This is a genomic window from Oceanobacillus alkalisoli, assembly GCF_021556485.1.
Classification (GTDB): Bacteria; Bacillota; Bacilli; order Bacillales; family Amphibacillaceae; genus Oceanobacillus; species Oceanobacillus alkalisoli.
The window spans coordinates 1-17,853 of record NZ_JAKGBW010000020.1 but is presented as its reverse complement, the minus strand read 5'-3'; the positions used below and the strand labels follow the sequence as shown (position 1 = coordinate 17,853).

General features: G+C 40.8%; 19 protein-coding genes. 12 read left to right on the top strand and 7 right to left on the bottom strand.

The features are described from left to right. Positions 1 to 192 precede the first annotated feature (192 nt). The 4 genes from ehuB to ehuA all read left to right on the top strand — a co-directional run bounded on the left by ehuB (position 193) and on the right by ehuA (position 3,381). Entirely contained in the window at positions 193 to 1,092 is a 900-nt protein-coding gene (ehuB, locus tag LZD48_RS15910; protein WP_235763715.1) for an ectoine/hydroxyectoine ABC transporter substrate-binding protein EhuB, read from the top strand. Between the two features lie 151 nt (positions 1,093 to 1,243). Then, positions 1,244 to 1,894, top strand: a complete 651-nt coding sequence (locus tag LZD48_RS15905; protein WP_235763769.1) for an amino acid ABC transporter permease — start codon at positions 1,244 to 1,246, stop codon at positions 1,892 to 1,894. Further along, positions 1,891 to 2,592 carry an ectoine/hydroxyectoine ABC transporter permease subunit EhuD gene (gene ehuD, locus LZD48_RS15900; RefSeq protein ID WP_235763714.1) on the top strand — a complete coding sequence of 234 codons (702 nt, stop codon included), beginning with the start codon at positions 1,891 to 1,893 and terminating at the stop codon, positions 2,590 to 2,592. Before LZD48_RS15905 ends, ehuD begins: the two co-directional genes overlap by 4 nt. Positions 2,593 to 2,610: 18 nt before the next feature. Next, complete coding sequence (ehuA, locus tag LZD48_RS15895) at positions 2,611 to 3,381, top strand: ectoine/hydroxyectoine ABC transporter ATP-binding protein EhuA (protein ID WP_255771115.1); 771 nt, start codon at positions 2,611 to 2,613, stop codon at positions 3,379 to 3,381. Positions 3,382 to 3,453: 72 nt separating this feature from the next. Here the strand turns inward: ehuA and murB are convergent, their stop codons facing one another. Next, positions 3,454 to 4,368, bottom strand: coding sequence for a UDP-N-acetylmuramate dehydrogenase (gene murB, locus LZD48_RS15890; protein WP_438822773.1), 915 nt, complete (start codon positions 4,366 to 4,368; stop codon positions 3,454 to 3,456). Between the two features lie 107 nt (positions 4,369 to 4,475). Next, positions 4,476 to 5,273, bottom strand: coding sequence for a histidinol-phosphatase HisJ family protein (locus LZD48_RS15885; protein WP_235763712.1), 798 nt, complete (start codon positions 5,271 to 5,273; stop codon positions 4,476 to 4,478). Between the two features lie 255 nt (positions 5,274 to 5,528). Between LZD48_RS15885 and hisZ the strand changes: the two genes are divergently transcribed. From hisZ to hisC, 8 genes are read left to right on the top strand one after another with little or no spacing between them, the layout of a single operon-like run. Next, positions 5,529 to 6,755 (top strand): ATP phosphoribosyltransferase regulatory subunit, encoded by a 1,227-nt coding sequence (gene hisZ, locus LZD48_RS15880; protein ID WP_235763711.1) that lies wholly within the window; start codon positions 5,529 to 5,531, stop codon positions 6,753 to 6,755. Between the two features lies 1 nt (position 6,756). Continuing rightward, positions 6,757 to 7,392 carry an ATP phosphoribosyltransferase gene (gene hisG / locus LZD48_RS15875; RefSeq protein ID WP_235763710.1) on the top strand — a complete coding sequence of 212 codons (636 nt, stop codon included), beginning with the start codon at positions 6,757 to 6,759 and terminating at the stop codon, positions 7,390 to 7,392. Continuing rightward, complete coding sequence (gene hisD, locus LZD48_RS15870) at positions 7,389 to 8,669, top strand: histidinol dehydrogenase (RefSeq protein WP_235763709.1); 1,281 nt, start codon at positions 7,389 to 7,391, stop codon at positions 8,667 to 8,669. Before hisG ends, hisD begins: the two co-directional genes overlap by 4 nt. Next, positions 8,669 to 9,253, top strand: coding sequence for an imidazoleglycerol-phosphate dehydratase HisB (gene hisB / locus LZD48_RS15865; RefSeq protein ID WP_235763708.1), 585 nt, complete (start codon positions 8,669 to 8,671; stop codon positions 9,251 to 9,253). The genes hisD and hisB overlap by 1 nt, the downstream gene beginning before the upstream one ends. Before the next feature lie 16 nt (positions 9,254 to 9,269). Beyond that, positions 9,270 to 9,998, top strand: a complete 729-nt coding sequence (gene hisA, locus LZD48_RS15860; protein WP_235763707.1) for a 1-(5-phosphoribosyl)-5-[(5-phosphoribosylamino)methylideneamino]imidazole-4-carboxamide isomerase — start codon at positions 9,270 to 9,272, stop codon at positions 9,996 to 9,998. After that, the gene (gene hisF / locus LZD48_RS15855) at positions 9,988 to 10,752 is read left to right on the top strand and encodes an imidazole glycerol phosphate synthase subunit HisF (RefSeq protein ID WP_235763706.1); all 765 of its coding nucleotides are present in this window, start codon (positions 9,988 to 9,990) and stop codon (positions 10,750 to 10,752) included. The genes hisA and hisF overlap by 11 nt, the downstream gene beginning before the upstream one ends. Before the next feature lies 1 nt (position 10,753). Continuing rightward, complete coding sequence (gene hisIE / locus LZD48_RS15850; protein ID WP_235763705.1) at positions 10,754 to 11,395, top strand: bifunctional phosphoribosyl-AMP cyclohydrolase/phosphoribosyl-ATP diphosphatase HisIE; 642 nt, start codon at positions 10,754 to 10,756, stop codon at positions 11,393 to 11,395. Further along, positions 11,388 to 12,443, top strand: a complete 1,056-nt coding sequence (gene hisC, locus LZD48_RS15845; protein ID WP_235763704.1) for a histidinol-phosphate transaminase — start codon at positions 11,388 to 11,390, stop codon at positions 12,441 to 12,443. The genes hisIE and hisC overlap by 8 nt, the downstream gene beginning before the upstream one ends. Positions 12,444 to 12,481: 38 nt before the next feature. On the opposite strand, the gene LZD48_RS15840 is transcribed toward hisC, so the two are convergent. The 5 genes from LZD48_RS15840 to LZD48_RS15820 all read right to left on the bottom strand — a co-directional run bounded on the left by LZD48_RS15840 (position 12,482) and on the right by LZD48_RS15820 (position 17,450). After that, positions 12,482 to 13,201 (bottom strand): SurA N-terminal domain-containing protein, encoded by a 720-nt coding sequence (locus LZD48_RS15840; protein ID WP_235763703.1) that lies wholly within the window; start codon positions 13,199 to 13,201, stop codon positions 12,482 to 12,484. Positions 13,202 to 13,413: 212 nt separating this feature from the next. After that, positions 13,414 to 14,427: a siderophore ABC transporter substrate-binding protein gene (locus LZD48_RS15835; protein ID WP_235763702.1), complete on the bottom strand. Its 1,014-nt coding sequence runs from the start codon at positions 14,425 to 14,427 to the stop codon at positions 13,414 to 13,416. A gap of 380 nt (positions 14,428 to 14,807) precedes the next feature. Beyond that, positions 14,808 to 15,563, bottom strand: coding sequence for an iron ABC transporter ATP-binding protein (locus tag LZD48_RS15830; protein WP_235763701.1), 756 nt, complete (start codon positions 15,561 to 15,563; stop codon positions 14,808 to 14,810). Then, positions 15,557 to 16,507, bottom strand: a complete 951-nt coding sequence (locus LZD48_RS15825) for an iron chelate uptake ABC transporter family permease subunit (RefSeq protein ID WP_235763700.1) — start codon at positions 16,505 to 16,507, stop codon at positions 15,557 to 15,559. The genes LZD48_RS15830 and LZD48_RS15825 overlap by 7 nt, the downstream gene beginning before the upstream one ends. Beyond that, a complete protein-coding gene (locus tag LZD48_RS15820; RefSeq protein WP_235763699.1) occupies positions 16,497 to 17,450 on the bottom strand; it encodes an ABC transporter permease in 954 nt (317 codons plus the stop codon). The genes LZD48_RS15825 and LZD48_RS15820 overlap by 11 nt, the downstream gene beginning before the upstream one ends. Positions 17,451 to 17,853 lie beyond the last annotated feature (403 nt).

The following is a 17,853-nucleotide window of genomic DNA, read 5'->3' as shown; positions in this document are numbered from 1 at the left end:
ATATCCAATTGAGGTATGGATTATTCGGAAATTTGAGGGTTAACCGAATTCTATCTCATTTTATCACGTTTGAGTGAAACCTTGTTTATCGATACCATTGTAACAACATAAAAATATAGAGTGCTTTTCTTTCTCAGATATTTTCTTTTTGAAAAAAGAAGGAAAAGAAATTCTTAGGAGGTCAATAGTAACGTGAAACGATTAGGGGTTTTAGTTTTAGGGGGCTTATTACTTTTACTTACGGCATGTGGTTCTGGCGATGGAGATGAAAATGGTTCCGCTGACGGCTCTGAGGGCGGGGCAAGTAAATTAAAAGAGCTGCAAGAAAGTGGCACTGTAACAGTTGGTTTCGCCAACGAAGCACCTTATGCGTATGAAGATGATGGAGAGCTAAAAGGAGCTGCTGTAGATATAGCGAAGGCAGTCTTTGAAGAGCTTGGTGTTGAAAACATGGAATCTCAGTTGGCGGATTTCAGTCAGTTGATTCCAGGTGTGCAAGCTGGACAATTTGATGTCGTAACAGCTGGCATGGCTATTCAGCCTGCGCGCTGTGAGAACGCATTATTCGGTGAACCAGAGATGCAATATGGTGAGGGATTAGTTGTCCCGGCAGGTAATCCAAACGATATCCAAAGTTACGCAGATATTGCGGATAATCCAGACTTAACAGTTGTTGTTATGGAAGGTGCAACAGAAATTGGTTTCTTAATGGACGAAGGTGTAGATGAGAGCCAGATCACAACCGCTTCCGATATTCCATCTACGTTCTCAGCTGTTCAAGCTGGAAGAGCTGATGTTACAACTGGTACGGAAATGACTGTAAGAATGGCACTTGAATCATTTGATTCGGATGAACTTGAGTTTGTGGAATCATTCGAACAACCGGATATTGAGGGAGTACCAAGTTATGGTGCTGCAGCCTTTAGCTTAGATAATGAAGAATTACGCGATGCATACAATGAAGTACTAGCAGAGTTAAAAGAAGATGGAACAGTTGCAGAACTACTTGAAGCAAATGGATTTAATGGTGAAACAAATTTTGTTGCTGATGGTGAAGTGACGACGGAGCAAGTATGTAATGGTGAAGAGTAAACATACTCGTTCCCGTAAACTACGAATAATGCAGTAACTTCATAAGGTCCGGTTCCTGTCCAGGGCTGGACCTTTATTTTTTCGCGCGAAGGCAGAAGCGCACCATGTTCAATTTCAAGATAAATAAGGAGTGGTTGTTATTAATGCAATAATGGAGGTTGTTCCTCAAATTGCAAGAGGTTTGGAAGTGACGATTACGATTTTGCTGGCAGCATCCTTGTTTGCTTATATTATGGCATTCGTTGCTGGGCTCTCCAGATTATCCAGAAATATCATTATTAGAAAAGTAGGCGGTTTTTATGTGGAAGTATTCCGCGGAACCTCGCTTATCGTTCAATTATTCTGGCTCTATTACGCAATTCCGATGCTGCTTAATATCCAAGTTGCATCCAACTGGTGGATCGGGGTCATTGCAATTGGGTTGAATTATGGCGCATACCTTTCCGAAGTTGTCCGCTCATCGATTCTATCAGTCGATCAAGGACAAACAGAAGCTGCGACTGCTTTAAATATGTCGAGCTTTCAGCGGATGCGTTTCATCATCTTCCCCCAGGCTGTCCGGATGATGCTGCCTGAGTTTGGAAATTACACTATTCAAATCCTTAAAGGAACATCTTTAGTATCTTTAATCGGGTTAACCGATGTTCTCTATTATGGAGACATTATTAGAAGTACAAATGCTTCTATTACACCAATTGTATACTTAGTTGTCCTTGTGTTCTATTTCCTCCTTGCTTTGCCATTAATCTGGCTGACGAGAAAAGGGGAAGAAATTGCAAAGAAGGGGGCTGCTAGTCAATGAATTCAACCTACTGGAGCTGGGAAAGGTTCCTTGATGCCCTCCCTTTCGTATTAGACGGTTTATGGATTACAATTGTATTAACCATTTCCTGTTTCTTATTTTCACTACTATTCGGTTTCGTCTGGACATTTCTGAAAAGAATTCCGATAAAAAGCTTCAATTGGATTGTGACATGGGTAATGGAATTCATCCGTTCAACCCCACCACTTGTACAATTGTTTTTCATCTATTATGCTTGGCCGGTCATCCCTGTTGTCGGTGTTACGTTAAGTCCAATGACGAGTGCCATTCTCGGGCTTGGTCTGCATTTCAGTACATACATTGCTGAAATTTACCGTGCAGGTATTGAAAGCGTAGAAAAAGGACAATGGGAAGCAGCTAAAGCACTCAACCTCAGTACGATGGACAAGTGGAGAATGATTATTCTGCCACAGGCAATCCCACCGACAATTCCGATGCTTGGAAACTACTTTATCATTATGTTTAAAGAAGTGCCCCTCGCATCCACAATCAGTGTTGCTGAAATCTTACTCCGAGCGAACACGTATGGTGCAAGAAACTTTGCTTATTTGGAGCCTCTAACCATTGTCGGGATTATTTTCCTCGTGCTGAGCTATCCTTCCGCCGTTCTAATCCGGAAGCTCGAAGTAAAAATGAATACGAGGTTTGATAAGAATGCTGCAGCCAAAAGTTCATAAAGGAGAAGTGATGAGAAAATGACTGCACCTATTGTACAATATCGGGATGTTTGTAAATCCTTTGGTGATGTCGAGGTATTAAAAGGAATTAATTTAGATATAAACCCAGCAGAAAAAGTAGCGGTTATCGGACCAAGTGGTTCCGGTAAAACAACGATCATTCGCTTGTTGATGACACTTGAAGAACCAACTTCAGGAGATATTGTCGTCGACGGCAAAAATTTATGGAAAATGGAAAAGAACGGAGATATGGTTCGCGCAAATGAGAACCATTTACGTAACGTGCGCGGTGATATCGGTATGGTTTTCCAGCATTTTAATTTATTTCCGCATATGACGATTCTGGAAAATTGCATGACTGCACCGGTTCATGTGAAAAAGGAAAACAAAGATGAAGTACGAAAACGGGCAGTTGAAATGCTTGAGCGTGTAGGGCTAGGTGACAAAATTGATAATTATCCAAGCCAGCTCTCAGGTGGTCAAAAACAGCGAGTTGCAATGGCAAGAGCAGTTGTCATGCGCCCGAAGATCATGCTGTTTGATGAAGTTACATCAGCACTTGATCCCGAGCTTGTCGGTGAAGTACTGGAAGTGATCCGCGACCTTGCCCAGCATGAGGATATGGCGATGGTGCTTGTTACACACGAGATGGACTTCGCATTAGATATCGCGGATAAAGTACTCTTCCTTGATGAAGGCGTTATTGCAGAGCAAGGATCTGCAAAAGAAGTGATTGAGCATTCACAAAATGAACGGTTGCAAAGCTTCTTAAGCAGATTCCGCAGCTGATCAGAATAAAAAATTAAACCACCGGATGCCTTATGTTGAGCATCCGGTGGTTTTGGTTTTCATTGGATTAAGCTACTGTTTTTCTTCCCCAATAATTCGGACTTCCCGTTCAAGGGCGACTCCGAATTTGTCTTGTACCGTTTCCTGCACATGTTCAATCAGCTTAATATACTCGGTTGCTGTTGCCCCGTCGACATTCACGATGAAACCGGCATGCTTCTTGGACACTTCGGCGCCGCCAATCCGGACACCTTGAAGATTGCTGTCCTGAATGAGTTTTCCAGCGAAATAACCAGGCGGACGCTTGAAAACACTCCCGCAAGATGGATATTCGAGTGGCTGCTTCGATTCCCGCTTCTCCGTCAAATCATCCATTACAGCCTTTATCTCCTCATAAGCTCCTTCCTTTAAATCAAAGGTTGCTTCAAGAACGATATAGCCGTTATCCGGAATGTTGCTCGTGCGGTAATCCAGATCCAGTTCGTCCGCTTGCAATGTCTTCAGTTCCCCGTCTTTCGTGCAAACGAGGGTACTACGGAGGACATCTTTAATCTCCCCTCCGTAAGCACCCGCATTCATGTAGAGTGCTCCACCAACAGATCCGGGAATACCGCAAGCAAATTCAAGTCCGGAAAGCCTTTCTTGTAAGGCATACCTGGAAGCATCAATAATCCTTGCACCACTTTCCGCAATGACCGCGTCACCTTCTCGTTTAATTGCAGAAAGCTTCTGCAAGTTCATAACAATACCACGGATTCCACCATCCCGGACAATCAGGTTCGAACCGTTGCCAAGCAAGGTGAAATCCACATCAGCTTTATTCGCAAAGCGGACAATCTCCTGCACTTCCCCGTAGTTCTCCGGCGTCACATAATAATCCGTTTTCCCACCAAGTTTTGTATACAGATGTTCCTTTAAGGGCTCATCTTTCAATACATTTTCTTTTGCTGTTATACGAATTAATTTATCATAAATTGGATCTGTCATCGTCAATGCCTATCATCCTTTAATCAGAAATTCCTCGTGTCATTTTCATCAAATTCCACTCGCTTCTATAGTGTAAGATATTGTGATAAATCTTGCCACAATAAACATTATATTATTCGATCAATCGGATGAAATTCTGGCTTTCCTGCCGTATAGGTTGCAATATATTTAAAACCCGCTTCTTGCAAATTAAGAATGGCTGCTGAAAATTCAAAAGCCAACGTATCCGGTACATGAGAGTCCGAGCCTAACGTAATGATTTCCCCGCCGCATTCTTTATACAGCTTTAATATATCAGGGCTCGGCATGCCACCCTCAAGTCCGTACCTCGTACCGGACGTATTAATCTCAATCCCTTTCCCCGCCGGAATGATTTCGGCAAAGATTTCCCGAATAATTTCATGAAAATTTCTCTTACTCTTTTCCGTCGTATAACGTTTCACCAAGTCCAGATGACCGAGAATACTAAATTGCTTATATTCCTTTATACAGTCAAGCAGCTCCTGGTAGTAAATCTCATATGCTTCGTCCACTGTCTTCCCTTCGAAGAACTCCCCCGAATGCAAATCTTTTCTTTCTGTCGCATGCATGGAAACGATGACGAAATCAAATTCTTCCGCTCCCATCAACTCTTCATACTGATGAAGAACATGTGGCTGAAGTCCAATTTCCACCCCTTTTTTAATCCTGATCCTTCCCTCGTATTTTTCCTGAAGCTCCTTAAGCTTCCTATCATATTCTTTTAAGTCAAATTCGAAAATCCAATCTTTATCCGGGTAATCATAATCGAGATGGTCGGTGAAACAAATTTCCTGAAGTTCTAAGTCGATCGCTTTTTCAATTGTTTTCTCCATTGGTGTCTCACAATCTGCGGAGAATGTACTGTGCATGTGGTAATCAAACATGAATCCTCGCTCCTTTAACATTTTCCTTCTGTTAATCTATCATTTTATCACGGATTAACGGTCTGTAATACCCCACCTCTAAACCGGAGGAAATAAACCTCCCACTGAATGAAGTTTCTTTTATAATAATTTTTACGAAAGAATGAATTGACTTTCTTCTTCGTAATTATTATAATACTATATAACTTTAATTAGATGAAGTAATAAAGCGATAAATCGATAAAAAGATGAAGTTCAATAGGGAAGGAGATTTGCATGCAACAGAAAAAAGAGAGATTAAGCAACCAAGCGGTTCGGAGTTATAAAATTAAAAGCCAGCTCATCCGGAAACTAAGAACAAGATTTGCCACGTACGGTTATGAGCAAGTACATACACCCGCTTTTGAGGACTATGATACATATGCTTCCATTCAGAAGACGGTGAATAAGAATGAAATGATCAAGGTGATTGACCGCAGCGGGAAAGTTCTTGTTCTCCGCCCTGACGGTACGATACCAATCACTCGATCGACTGCCTTAGACCGGGAGATCAACGGAAGCGAGCAGCGGTTATTTTATATATTCAATGTATACCGGGAACAGGGTGGTAATGGTTCGAGTAAAGAAAGCACGCAGGCTGGTGTCGAATTGTTCGGTAATAAACAGCCGGAAGCGGATGCAGAAGTCATCGCCCTAGCAGTCCATACATTAAAGGAAATCGGTTTTGACAACTTTAAACTCGAAGTCGGGCATGCAGGATTTTTCAAGGAATTAGTGGAGCAAGCAAACTTAACCGATGATGAGTTACAGCAGCTCGAAGAATTGATCCAGTCGAAAAACATGGTGGAAATGGAGCCATTTTTAAAACAACTCAAAATCTCAGAAGAACTGCAGCAAGCACTCTATGCCATTCCCCTGCTTTATGGGAATCCGCAAGCGGTTTTGGAGGAGACGAAAGCAATCATCCGAAATGAGCACATGCAAGAGGTGCTAAATAATTTAAAAGATGTTACAGAAGTGCTCGCTGATTACGGCATATTGGAACATCTGACCCTCAACCTCGGGTTAATCAATAATATGCATTATTATACAGATATCATTTTCCAAGGATTCGTTGAAAACATCGGAAAACCTGTTTTAATGGGCGGACGCTATGACCAGCTCGGAGAACAGTTCGGTAAAGCAATGCCGGCAATCGGTTTCGCCTACGAAGTTGATGTCGTACTCGAAGCACTTAAGCAACACAAACGAATCGAAGACAATAATAACCCGCCATTACAACTATTATATGTTCCTGAAGCAAGAGGAAATGCATTTTCAGCAGCTAAGCTTCTCCGTGAACAAGGCTATCCCGTCATTACAAAACCATTAGACCGGGACGCGGAACAAGCCGGAATCATTTTTCAAGCAAACGGAAGAGTTGTTGTAAATGGAATGGAGCATCAAGTAAAGACAGATGATGAATTACTTAACATCGTGGAACAGGCAACAGGAGGTGTCTAAGATGGAAAAACTAACGATAGCCCTTGCAAAAGGGAGACCAGCAAAACATACAATCGAAACATTGGAAGCAGCTGACATGCAGTTCATCGACTTCCATGAAAAGAGCCGGAAACTCGTATTCTATAATGCCGATGAATCAATTAAATTAATCTTTGTAAAAGCGGTCGATGTGCCGACCTATGTGGAAAGAGGTGCAGCCGACATCGGAATTGTCGGCAAGGATAATATCTTAGAATCACGGGCAGAAGTGTATGAACTGCTTGATCTCGGAATTGGTAAATGTAAATTCTCTGTAGCCGGCTTCCCCGATTATACGATTGATGCGAACCGGCCCCTAACCGTGGCAACGAAATATCCGAATGTTGCCGAGAAGCATTTCAGCCGGAAGGGGCAAGAAATTGAAACCGTAAAATTAAATGGTTCCGTTGAGCTGGCTCCTCTTATTGGTTTAGCTGACGTGATTGTGGATATCGTCGAAACCGGTAATACATTAAAGGAAAATGGTCTTGCGGTACTGGAAGACATCGATGATATCAGTACCCGCTTAATTGTAAATAAAGCGAGCTTCGCGACAAAAGCGACAGAAGTAAGAAGCTTTATCGATCAACTAAACCATGCATTGGAGAGAACACCATGAAAATAATCACAGCGGAAGCATTTGCAAAAGAATGGAACGATCGAACAGAGATTGAAACAATTGAAGCAGCACTTGACGATACAGTGCTCGAAATCATCCGCACGGTTCAAGAGAAGAAAGATGCTGCTCTATATGAGTATACAGAGCAATTTGACGGCGCCGCACTTGATGGCCTCCTCGTACGTGAAGAAGAATTTTCCGAGGCTGAAAAAATTGCTGCACCTGAACTTGTCACGGCTTTAAAAGAAGCGGCAGAAAATATCCGCAATTACCATTTGGAGCAAAAGGAAAAGTCATGGATGATTTCACAAGAACAAGGAATTCTTCTTGGTCAGAAAGTAACCCCGATTGAACGAGTTGGTGCATACATCCCTGGTGGGAAAGCCGCCTACCCATCGACGGTATTAATGACGATCATTCCAGCGCAAATTGCAGGGGTCGAGGAGATTGCAATTACGACACCAGTGGATAAAGACGGAAAAGTGAATCCATACGTCCTGCTTGCCGCGAAACTCATTGGGGTCGAGAAAATTTATAAAGTTGGCGGTGCTCAAGCTATTGCCGCACTCGCTTACGGGACAGAAACGGTAAAACGAGTCGATAAAATCGTCGGACCTGGAAATGCGTATGTCGCCCGTGCGAAAAAGTGGGTGTATGGCACGGTCGGCATCGACATGATAGCGGGACCGAGTGAAATTTGTGTAATTGCAGATGAGAAGGCGAATCCTCGTTATGTTGCGGCTGATTTATTATCTCAAGCAGAACATGATGAATCTGCAAGTGCCATTTGTGTTACGACAAATAAAGAACAGGCTGCCGCAATTCAAAAAGAAATTGCCGAGCAAACGGAAAAATTAGAAAGAAAAGAAATCATCCAAGCATCAATTGAGGCGAACGGCAGAATCATTATTGCTGGAGATTTGGAGATGGCAGCAGAAATATCCAACCAAATCGCTCCGGAGCACTTGGAATTAATGGTCGAACATCCAATGGAACTCTTGCAAAAGATCAAACATGCTGGTGCAATTTTCTTAGGAAACTATTCACCAGAACCGCTCGGAGATTATTTTGCCGGACCAAACCACACATTACCAACAAGCGGAACAGCTCGCTTCGCCTCTGGGCTTGGTGTCTATGATTTTGTTACACGCTCAACCATCATCAGCTATCCACAAGAGGCGTTCGTTGCTGCAAGTGAACAAATTAAACAGTTAGCAAATGTTGAAGGATTAACGGCTCATGCTAATTCTATCCAAGTGAGAAAGGAAGATTTATAATGCGCACATTTAAAATTTCAAGAGATACATCCGAAACAAAGATCAATCTCGAACTGAATATTGATGGGAAAGGAAAAAGTGAAATCGATAGTGGCATTGGCTTTTTCGATCATATGTTAACCGCCATGACGAAACACGGATTATTCGATTTAAAGGTGAAATGTGATGGGGATTTGGAAGTGGACCAGCACCATACGGTAGAAGATATCGGTATCACACTTGGACAAGCTTTCCGGGAAGCACTCGGAACGAAAGAAGGGATTACAAGATATGCAACTGTCACGTCACCAATGGATGAGGCGCTAGCAACAGTTGCCCTTGATATTAGCAACCGTTCCTTTCTCGTATACAATGTAGAAGGCTTAAAGGACAAAGTCGGTAATTTTGATACGGAGCTTGTAGAAGAATTTTTCCAAGCTTTTGCAAGCAATTCCGGCATCACGCTACATATCAATCTGGCTTACGGCCGGAACAGCCATCATATTATTGAAGCGATTTTTAAAGGATTTGGCCGTGCTCTAGATCAAGCAACATTGAAAAATGCTCGGATTGAAGGAATTCCATCAACTAAAGGTGTCTTATAAAGGAGAGAGTTTATTCATGATTTTATTCCCAGCTATTGATATTCTTGGCGGCAAATGCGTCCGCCTTACGCAAGGTGATTATAATAAAGAAAAAATTTACAGTGAACAGCCAGTCGAGGTAGCAGCAGACTGGGAGAAAAAAGGGGCTGCGTTCATCCATATCGTCGACCTCGACGGTGCGAAAACTGGAAAGTCTGTTAACAAAGAACTGATTGCTGAAATCGCCCGAACCGTTTCCATTCCCGTTCAAGTCGGCGGTGGAGTTCGCTCCATCGAAGTCATTAAAGATTACTTGGAAAATGGTGTCAGCCGTGTCATCATCGGGACAGCCGCCATTCAAAATAAAGAGTTTCTACGTGAGGCAGTCGAACAGTTTGGTGAAAAGATTGCTGTCTCCATCGACGCCCGCAATGGATTTGTTGCAACAGATGGCTGGACGAAGGAAAGCACGGTAAAAGCACTTGACCTTGTAAAAGAACTCGAGGAAACCGGTGTGACAACAATCGTCTATACAGATATTTTAAAAGACGGAATGTTGCAAGGACCGAATTTCGAAGAGCTTGAGGCAATCAATAAGGCAACGTCGATTGATGTCATTGCCTCCGGTGGGGTAACAACAGAAAGCGACGTGCGTAAATTGGAAGAGAAAGAGATGTACGGAGCGATTATCGGTAAAGCGCTATATGACGGCACGCTTAATTTTACCAACTTAGTAGATTCGGTTGGTGAAGAATATGCCGACTAAAAAAATCATTCCTTGTCTCGATGTGAAAAATGGCCGAGTTGTAAAAGGTCAACAATTTAAAAACATACAGGAAGTCGCCGATCCGGTTGAACTCGCTAAGCGCTACAACGAATCTCAAGCAGATGAACTTGTTTTATATGATATTACAGCCTCCGTCGAAAAAAGGAATATTTTTCTTGATATCGTTGAAGGTATTGCAGCTGTCATTGATATTCCGTTTACGGTAGGTGGAGGAATCCGCACCATCCAGGATATTGAAAAAGTTTTAAAGGCTGGTGCGGATAAAGTATCGATCAATAGTGGAGCAATTGGAAATCCTTTATTCATTCAAGAAGCAGCAGAAGCATTCGGCAGCGAGAAAATCGTCTTTGCCCTCGACGCAAAACAAGTCGCTCCAGAAAAATGGAATGTCTTCTCTAGTGGTGGACGGAAGGATACTGGAATTGATGCGATAGAATGGGCGATTCAAGCGGCGAATCACGGAGCTGGTGAGATTGTTGTCAATGCAATTGATGACGATGGTGCAAAAACTGGCTATAATCTAGCACTAACGAAAAAAATAGTGGAAGCCACAGCTATTCCCGTTGTTGCCAGTGGCGGAGCAGGAACGTATGAACATTTTAAAGAAGCTTTAACGGATGGCGGAGCAACTGGAGCGCTTGCAGCTTCAGTCTTCCATTACGGTGAAATTGATATCCCAGAACTTAAAGCATATCTTGAACAAGAGAATATAGAAGTAAGGAGAGGTAACTAAAATGAGCGTGCAACCAGATGATTTAACCTATGACGATAAAGGACTTCTTCCTGCTATTATTCAGGACGCGTCAAATGGCAAAGTACTGACCCTTGCCTATATGAATAAGGAATCCCTTGAGAAAACATTAGAAACAGGAGAAACATGGTTCTATTCCAGATCTCGCGAAACCCTTTGGAATAAAGGAGAAACATCAGGCAATAAACAAATTGTCAAAGAAATCCGTTATGACTGTGATAAAGATGCATTATTAGTTCAAGTCGAACCATTAGGATCAGCTTGCCACACAGGTGAAGACACATGCTTTTATCAAACAATGACGGAGACGGAATTACCGATTTTTGAGATCATCCCGCAAGTTATAGCGAAAATCAAAGACCGTCGCAGCAATCCGGCTCCAGGTGCTTACACGACTTACTTATTTGATAAAGGAATCGATAAAATGCTTAAAAAAGTCGGCGAGGAATCCAGTGAAGTCATTATTGCGGCAAAGAATGAGGATAAACAAGAACTGACAGCAGAGATTTCCGACCTCCTCTACCATCTGCTCGTCGTGATGGAAGAGTCTGGTGTAGCACTCGATGATATTAAAGCAGAACTCATGGAAAGACATTTAGAAAAGGAAGGGCAAAATCGTGAGTAAATTTTGGAGCAGTGCAGTAAAACGCAGTGACCCGTACGTTCCAGGAGAGCAGATCACAAATGCGAATATGATCAAATTGAATACAAATGAAAATCCATATCCCCCTTCTCCCCTCGTGTTTGATGCGATTAAAAACGAGGCAGATCAATCACTGAGACTTTACCCAAGTCCGACTGTTGATACGTTGCGGAAGGAAATTGCCGATCTTTATGAACTCGAAAAGGAACATGTTTTCATTGGAAATGGCTCCGATGAAGTGCTTGCTTTTTCCTTTATGGCCTTCTTTGAACCTGGACAAGCAATTCGTTATCCGGATATTTCATACAGTTTCTATCCGGTTTATGCAAAGTTATTTGATATTCCTGTGGAGGAAATCCCGTTACAGGATGATTTCACGTTAGACCCCAAGGATTATTATCATTCAGAAGGCGGCGTTATTTTCCCGAATCCCAATGCACCAACAAGCTTGTATCTTGATTTGACGGCGATTGAGGATATCTTACGAAACAACAAGGACAAAGTCGTAATTGTTGATGAAGCTTATGTTGATTTTGCCGAGGAATCAGCAGTTGACTTGCTAAAGAAGTACGATAATTTACTGATCATCCAAACGATGTCTAAATCCCGTGCACTTGCTGGTCTTCGCTTAGGATTTGCCCTCGGATCTCCTGAGCTGATTGAAGGGCTTGTTCGGATTAAGGACTCCTTCAACTCGTATACGATTGACCGATTGGCCATTGTCGGTGGGGTTGCAGCAATCAAAGACAAAGCATATTTTACCGAGACAAAAAATAAGGTTATTGCGACACGAAACTGGGTAACGAAAGAATTGGAGAATCTCGGGTTTACCGTACTCCCTTCCCAGACAAACTTTTTATTTGTGACGCATCCGGAGAAAGATGCAGCTCTATTATATGAACGACTAAAGGAAAACCATGTATTGATCCGCTACTTCGACAAATCAAGAATTGAAAATTTCATCCGGATTACAATTGGTACGGACGAAGAAATGAAAAGATTCTTTCAAGTATTAAACAAAATAGGCTAAAAAAGATGCGTCCTCCCTTGGAGTGCGCATCTTTTTTCTTAAATATGTGCTTCAATTTCTGCTGTCTCTTTTAATTCACTAATTCGATTCTCGAGAAGTTCGTTTTGCTTTTGTTGGGCAAGTGATTGTCTTATCATCTCTTCATATTCTTCCAGTTCACCAATTTCTTCTTCACTTTCTTCTTTCAATTGATTATATTGTTCTTCTATTTCTTCATCCGTTACTTCTGCTTCAAATTCCTCTTCAATGTATCGGATTGTAACTAAATCATTCATCATCTGGTTACGGAATTCTTCTTCAGATAGCTCGTACTCTTCCATCATGGTGTCAATTGCCTCTTCACCATTTGTCTCAATGATATTGTCAATTTCCTCTTGAACCTCATCTTCTGTTACTTCAATTCCACTTTCGAGGGCGTCTTGACGAATTAATTCTTGCTCAGTAAGAACGTCAATCGTCTCATCTTTTAACATGTCTTGGTCACTGACATCTTGACCATACATCTGATACATTGTCTTTAGCTGTCTATATATATTATTGTATTGTTCACCGGTGACGTCTTCGCCATTAATGCTTACAACGACAGTATCTGCTTCAACTTTCTCCTCTTCGGTGATTTCAATTTCTTCCTGTTGCTGTTGTTCTGTATTTTCATTTTCAGCTGCTGAGTCATCGGCTTCATCTGCGTCATCGTTCCCGCAAGCTGCTAACATAAGTGTTAGAACGAGTGTGAAGATGAGCAGCATTCTTTTCTTCATAAAATTAATTCCCTCCTAATTGGTCTTTCTCTAGTAAACCACAAATTGATACCTGATTTCAATAAAGATAGTGTGACATCTTCATTTCAAATAAAAACAACCCCTTCGATTGATGAAGAGGTTGTTTTTCTATTTAACCAATAGAATTAAACTTTTTTTACAAGGAATAGGCTTGAATAACTAAGAATACCTTGTATTGTAATGAGTTTAGTTTATTCAATTGTTTCGTCGATTTGTTTAACCATTTCAGATACGGATACAAGTCCGCCGCCTGATAGGTACCAGAATTCTGGATTCAGGTAATGAATCTTGTCATTTTTATATGCGTTTGTATTTTCTACAAGTTCGTTTTCCACAAGTTGTTTCGCACTTTCTGACTCAGCTCCACCAACGACAGCACCACGATCAATAACATAAAGAATATCTGGGTTCTGTTCCATTACGTACTCAAAGGAAACGTTCATACCGTGAGTAGAAGCATCAATGTTCTCATCTACCGGCTTAACTCCGAATACATCATGAATAATACCGAATCGAGAGCTTGTACCATAAGCACTAATTTTATCATCATTAGCTAAGATGATTAATGCTTTTTCGTCACTTGCTTCAGCTCTTTCGTTTAAATCAGCAATAACGTCATCAATTGCTGTCAATTCCTCTTCTACTTCCGCTTCTTTATCAAAGATTTGACCTACAGTTTCCATATTGTTTTTAAATGAATTCATATAATCTGTTGTATCTACACCAAGGTGGATTGTTGGTGCAATTTCCACTAGTTGATCATACAATGAAGCTTGACGTCCAGAAATAATGATTAAATCAGGATTAATCTCAGAGATTTTCTCGAAGTCCGGCTCTTTCAAGCTACCGATATTCTCGTAATCATCTGATTCGTATTTATCCAAGTAGCTTGGGATTGTGCCGCCTTTAGCAACACCGGCAATACTTTCTACACCTAGCTTGTCTAGTGTATCGACAATACCAAAGTCAAACACAACAACCTTTTCTGGGTTTACTGGAACTTCTGTTGTATCCAACTCATGTTCAACTGTGACTGTTCCCGATGCAGCTTCTTCACCCTCTGTTTCGGTTTCTGTCTCTGTTGTCTCTTCCGTATTCGTGTCTGTACTTGCGTTATCGTCAGTATTATTATCCTCATCTGAACCGCAAGCGGCTAAGAATAGAAGGATTAATCCAATAAGTAAGGCATAAGAAAATTTCTTCATAAGTAAGTTGCTCCCTTTTTGTACATTTTATTGGCTTCATGAGCCTATATATTTATTAACTATAGCTATATCCTTCCATGCATGCGGGTATGCAAAGTAAATCATTTATCACGTATTAACAGTTTATAAGTTCGACTCCAATTTTCCGTGTATCTTGTTTGCTAATTACGGTATACCCTTGCCCCCTTTTTGCTAGTAAGTTGATTTCGGAACAGGAGTATTCGTTTATTTTGAGCAGATTCATTTACCTCACCAAAAAAATAAGGTAAGATAAAGATAGTCATGCTCCCTTGACACGAATTTTAGGTTGCCGCCTATCGTGTCAGGGGATTTTTATGTTTTACTTTTATTACCCCGTACTTCATGTCCAGATATAACGATTAGTAATAAAAACAGATTCGTTGATTGTCAATTTCTCGAATATCAATGTCCATATCGTAAATCTCCTTCAGGACACAGCGATCAATGACATCACAAGCGCGACCTTGCTTCACAATTTTTCCGTCTTTTAATGCAACAATCTGATCGGAATAACAGGAAGCGAAGTTGATGTCATGAATGACAATGACAATTGTTTTCCCCATTTCATCGACTAAACGACGAAGGGTCTTCATGATTTGGCTTGCATGACGCATATCCAAGTTATTGAGTGGCTCGTCAAGCAAAATATATTCTGTATCTTGGGCAACCGTCATCGCGATATGTGCACGTTGACGCTGACCCCCAGATAGCTGATCTAAATATTTATCTTGAATTTCTTCAAGCTCTAAGTAAGCAATTGCTTCATCAACCTTTTCCCAGTCCTCTTTCTTCAACTTCCCTTGCGAATATGGGAAACGGCCAAAAGAAACGAGTTCGCGAACGGTCAGCTTCAAGTTGATTGTATTTGATTGTTTTAAAATCGAAATCTTCTTTGCCAGCTCGTTATTCTTCGTTTTAAATACATCTTTCCCATCAATGGTGATGTCTCCATCATCTTTTGCAATCAAGCGGCTAATCATTGAGATAAGCGTACTCTTACCCGCACCATTCGGGCCAATGAAAGAGGTGATGGTACCTTTTTCAATCTTTAGGGACACATCTTCTATAATCTGCTTGGTACCAAACGATTTAAAAACATTCTTCAAATCTACCATGATTTATTCTCCTTTAACAAAAGATAAATGAAGTAAACTCCACCAATAAAGTTAATGATAACACTTACGGTCGTACTGAACGTGAATACTTTTTCCACAAGGAACTGACCGCCCAGTAAAGCAATAATACTAATGAATACAGAACCTAATATAATGTAAAAATGACGATACGTCTTCATTAATTCATAAGCAACGTTAACGACGAGCAGGCCAAGGAATGTAATGGGCCCGATTAATGCCGTTGCGACAGAGATGAGAATCGCTACGACAATGAGCAGCCGTTTTACAACATAATCGAACGGTACACCTAAATTAATCGCATCGTCCTTCCCTAACGCTAGAACATCCAAATACTTGTAAAATCTCATAAAATATAGAAGCACAAGGGCAATGATAAGAATTGAAATATAGACAAGACTCTGATCCACATTATTGATACTCGCAAACATCCGGTCCTGCGCAACTCCGAACTCATTCGGATCAATCAAGACCTGCATAAAGTCTGTGAAGCTTCCAAAGAATGTACCGAGAATCATCCCGATCAACAGAAGGAAGTAAATATTATTTCCTTCGCCTCTAAATAGGAAACGATATAACACAAGCGAAAATAAAATCATTGCACTTATAGATATTAAGTAATTCAGACCACTATTCATCATCACAATGGAATTAGCACCAAAGACAAAGATAATAACGGTTTGAATGAGCATGTAAAGAGAATCTAGTCCAAGCACACTTGGGGTTAAAATCCGATTATTCGTAATCGTCATAAAGACGACAGTGGCAAATGCAATTGCTCCACCGGTTAGAATAATCGCGCCGACTTTCATTATTCGTCTCGGAAGGATGTAATCAATATTTCCAGTCAAATCATAAAATACATAGAGTAGCGCAAGTAATAGTGAGATAACGGCTAGAATGATTGTTTTTGCTTTATAACCCATATTTCTTTCTCCTTAGCAGCAAATAAATGAACATTCCACTGCCGATTACACCAACGGTTAAACTGATTGGAATTTCATATGGATAAATAATCAGTCTGCCAATCACATCACAGAAAAGAACGAATACTGCTCCCAAAAGCGCCGTATGAACTAATGTGTTTTTTAAATGATCTCCTTGGTAAATCGCTACGATATTCGGGATAATCAAACCAAGAAACGGAATGACTCCGACTGAAAGTACAACCGATGCTGTTACAAGTGCACTAATGATTAATCCGGTATTGACGATTTGACGATAATTTAATCCTAGGCTCCTCGAAAAATCTTCCCCCATGCCCGCAATCGTAAATTTATTTGCAAAAAAGTATGCAATTAATAGAAGGGGCACGCTGACAAACATCAGCTCATAATTTCCACTCATAATCATGGAAAAATCACCTTGCATCCAAGATGACATGTTTTGGATCAAATCATTCTGATAAGCAAAGAATGTTGAGATAGAGCTGATAATATTCCCAAGCATTAAACCAATTAATGGTATAAATATCGCATCCTTAAATTTCACCCTGTCTAAAATCTGCATGAAGAGCAAGGTTCCAAGTAAAGCGAAGACAAAGGATACGAGCATCTTTTGCAGTGGCGTTGCCGTCGTGAAGATCATCATCGATACAAGGATTCCAAGTCTTGCTGAATCTAATGTACCTGCAGTAGTCGGGGAAACGAATCTGTTTCTACTTAACTGCTGCATGATCAAACCGACGATACTCATGCTCATCCCTGCAATAATAATACTGATTAAGCGAGGAATTCTGCTGACTAGTAAAACTTGTTTTTGTGTTTCCGTTAAGCTGAACAAGTCGAGTGGGCTCACACTGGAGACACCGACAAATACGGAAAGAAATGAAAAAACAAGCAAAAGTATAAGTAAGTACCGTATTTTCATAGAAATGCCCTTCTCTTCGAAAAACAAGCTCCATCCATTTGATATGTATGGATTATGTTTCTCCTATTCCCTCTTTGTTTTTATGTTTACACAAAACAATTAATAATAATTATCATCTACAAACCACTCTAAATAAGAATGATATTCATTATCAATTAGCTATTAATTACAGTATATCAGATTTGTAAGCCTAGTCAATGATTCGGCAAAAAAGAATTTACCTTAATTGAGAAAGTTATTGAGAATTAGACTTGAAAAAAGAGATAGAAAGCGAAAAAGAGGCTGGGACAAAACCCCAGTAAATAGAAAATCGCTTCGCGCAAAAAGCGTGAAGCGATTTTCTATTTACTCTTATTTTACTCAACAAAAAGGACACCTTTTGATAAAATTAAAGTTACCACAA